The organism is Terriglobus sp. YAF25, from assembly GCF_052113305.1.
Classification (GTDB): Bacteria; Acidobacteriota; Terriglobia; order Terriglobales; family Acidobacteriaceae; genus Terriglobus.
Genome location: NZ_JBFRCY010000593.1, coordinates 1 through 2,968, shown reverse-complemented (window position 1 = coordinate 2,968; position 2,968 = coordinate 1). Strand labels below are relative to the sequence as shown.

The 2,968-nt window shown below is 56.7% G+C and carries 3 protein-coding genes; 2 read left to right on the top strand and 1 reads right to left on the bottom strand.

What is annotated here, in order from left to right; genetic code table 11:
* Both AB4043_RS20720 and AB4043_RS20715 read left to right on the top strand, forming a co-directional pair.
* On the top strand, positions 1–1,744 hold a 1,744-nt coding region (locus tag AB4043_RS20720), incomplete at its 5' end, for an APC family permease (protein ID WP_442307956.1).
* Positions 1,745–1,890: 146 nt separating this feature from the next.
* Entirely contained in the window at positions 1,891–2,145 is a 255-nt protein-coding gene (locus tag AB4043_RS20715) for a hypothetical protein (RefSeq protein WP_442299933.1), read from the top strand.
* 52 nt (positions 2,146–2,197) lie between these two features.
* Here AB4043_RS20715 and AB4043_RS20710 read toward each other — a convergent pair whose 3' ends face one another.
* A complete protein-coding gene (locus tag AB4043_RS20710) occupies positions 2,198–2,914 on the bottom strand; it encodes a metal-dependent hydrolase (RefSeq protein WP_442299934.1) in 717 nt (238 codons plus the stop codon).
* Positions 2,915–2,968: the final 54 nt, after the last annotated feature.

Below are 2,968 nucleotides of genomic sequence, written 5' to 3'. Positions count from 1 at the left end.
GACCGCAGTCCATCGTGGAGCTCATCTTCCACCGCTGCCCACGCCGTCGAATCTTCATTTCTCTGACTCCGCGCTCGGCTTCCTCAAAGGCACTCACTTCGCCCAGACCCTTGGCCTCTTCGGTATCCTGATGGCCTTCGGCCACTCCGTGCTGGCGATGTCCGGCGAAGAGTCGCTGGCACAGGTCAACCGCGAGATCGAGCACCCCAAGCTCAAGAACCTGAAGCGCGCGGCGATGGTTATCGCCATCTACAGCCTGCTCTTCACAGGTATCGGATCGATGCTTGCGGTCATGATCATTCCGGATGAGGTTCGCGTCTCCGTCTATCGTGACAACCTTATTGCCGGTATGGCGATGTACATGGCCGGCCCGGAGTTTTTACGGCTGGCCTTCCGCGCCTTTGTCGTGATCGTCGGCTTCCTGATCCTCGGTGGAGCAGTCAACACAGCTATCGTCGGCTCCACCGGCGTGCTGATGCGCGTCGCTGAAGATGGAGTTCTCACCGACTGGTTCCGCAAACCGCACAGGAGGTTCGGCACCAGTCACCGCATTGTGAATCTGGTTACCGGCATGCAACTGCTGGTAATTGTCGTCACGCGCGGCGACGTCATATTGATTGGCGAGGCGTATGCCTTCGGCGTGATCTGGTCGTTCACCTTCAATGCCCTGGCCATGCTGGTGCTGCGCTATCGTTTCCGTGGCGAACGCGGCGCGAAGGTGCCGCTGAATCTGCATATTGGCCGCACCGAAATCCCGGTGGGCCTGATCAGCGTCTTCTGTGTTTTGCTGACCACGGCGATCGTAAACCTCTTTACCAAGTCAATCGCGACCGTCTCCGGCATTATCTTCGCCGTCGTCTTCTTCATCATCTTTTCGCTCTCAGAGCGGGATAACAAGCGCCGCCATGCACTGGCAGAGCGCCAGATGAAGGAGCACTTCCAACTCGAGCACTCCGATGACATTGGCGCGGAAGAGCTGAAGATCCGTCCCGGCTGCGTTCTGGTCACTATGCGTGACGCGGCAAATCCCTTCGCCTTAAAGTGGGCGCTGGCACGCACCGATACTGATGAGCAGGATGTCGTCGTACTCGCCGCCCGTATGATGGGCGTGGGCGGTCCGGAGTATGTCGATGCCAGTGAACAGCTTTTCTCTGAGCATGAGCAGATGCTGTTTACCAAGGCAGTCTCCGTGGCAGAAGGCTTTGGCAAACATATCTCGCTGCTTGTTGTTCCGGCCGGCGACATCTTTGCGGCGATCGTCAAGACGGCTACCTCACTGGAAGCCGCCGCAGTAGTCTCCGGCCTCTCCAGCAAGCTCACCGCGCAGGAGCAGGCCTATCACGTCGGCCAGGCGTGGGAGGCACTTCCGGAACCGAAGCGGCAGTTCACGTTCTACGTGGTGCCGCAGCAGGGCGAGGCGGAAAGCTTCCATATCGGGCCGCATGCACCCACCATTCCTGCGGAAGACGTCCAGCTGGTTCATCGTCTCTGGTTGAATCTCCGTCGCAGTCCCAATATGCAGCATCTGCATCACAGCGACATCGTGACTTATGCGTTAACACGGCTATCCTCGGAATATTCCAAGGATCGCGATGCAGTCGTGCATGGCCTGCAGGAATGCATCGAACATACACAGCACCATCAGGCTCTTGGCTCTCCTGCCCGTTACGACTCGATGGAAGGGGCCGGCCCGGGGCTGTCTTTACAAGCTCCTAAACCAACTCCTGCAACAACTACCAAGTAACTGAGGTACAATTTCAAGAATTTGCAGGTATATTATCTGCTGGGTATCCTTGTTACTTAGAAGAATTTCATTGATCCGCGGATCCTTGCACGCTCAGAGTTATTCTGGATCCCCCAACCGCGGACATATTCAACGGAGGCAATTTCGTGGAAGTTTCTCGCATTATCGCCGAAATCGATGCACAGATCGCCAAACTCCAGCAGGCGCGCACTCTGCTCGCGGGTGCGGCAGCTGTGGGCGGCCGTCGTCCAGGCCGCCCAAAAGGCACAACCGCTGCAGCAGCAAAGACCAGCGTCTCTCGCAAGCGTTCCAAGCGTGTTCTTTCGCCTGAGGCTCGCAAGAGAATCGCCGACGCTCAGAAGCGCCGCTGGGCCGCACACCGCAAGGAAAGCGACAAGTAAATAAAAAAAGCCCCGATCCACTCCGGGGCTTTTTTCGTGTTCTGTAAGACTTCTATGTCGTCGGTTCTCCAATCGTAAGTTCCAACACGTCAATCCCTTTTCCTTCCAGTGCCATACGCAGAGCATCGGGCCTGCCACGGAGAACGGGGAAGGTACCGAAGTGAATCGGGATCACAGTTTTCGCGCCAATCCACTCGGCGGCGATTGCGGCGTGTTTCGGCCCCATCGTGTAGAAGTCGCCAATCGGCAGAACGGCAACCTCAGGGGCATAGAGCGCCTTGATGAGTTTCATGTCGCCAAAAAGCGAAGTGTCTCCGGCGAAATAAATCACCGGCCCATTCGCGGGCTTAACGATTAGACCTGCCGGGGGGCCGGCATAGACTGGCTTGCCGTCGATCATATAGCTGGAAGAATGGCGCGCTTCCACCATCGAGATTTCGAGATCGTCGACGTGTACCGTTCCTCCAAGATTCATTGCGATGAGCTGCCTGCTTTTCAGTCCCTGTCCCTCGAGTAGATCGCCAAGTTCCACCATGCAGACCACTGCGGGATTGTGCTGTTTCGCCACATCCAGGGCAGAGCCCGTGTGATCCGAATGTCCGTGCGTCAACAGCATGACATCGACCTTGTCGAATTTCTTTTTATCGGAAGGATAGACAGGATTTCCGTCAATCCATGGGTCGATCAGGATGGATGTCCCTGCGGCTGTCTTCAGATGTAGCGTTGCGTGTCCAAGCCACGTCAACGTGACCCCGCCAAGTCTGCTCATCCTAACCTTCCTTTTTCTATTTGCTGTTGTGCGATTCGGGCTGAATTTACCTGG

What these genes read in the sequence shown, in the direction of transcription:
- AB4043_RS20710 (WP_442299934.1), bottom strand. Translation starts at nt 2,914, where the DNA reads ATGAGCAGACTTGGCGGGGTCACGTTGACGTGGCTTGGACACGCAACG.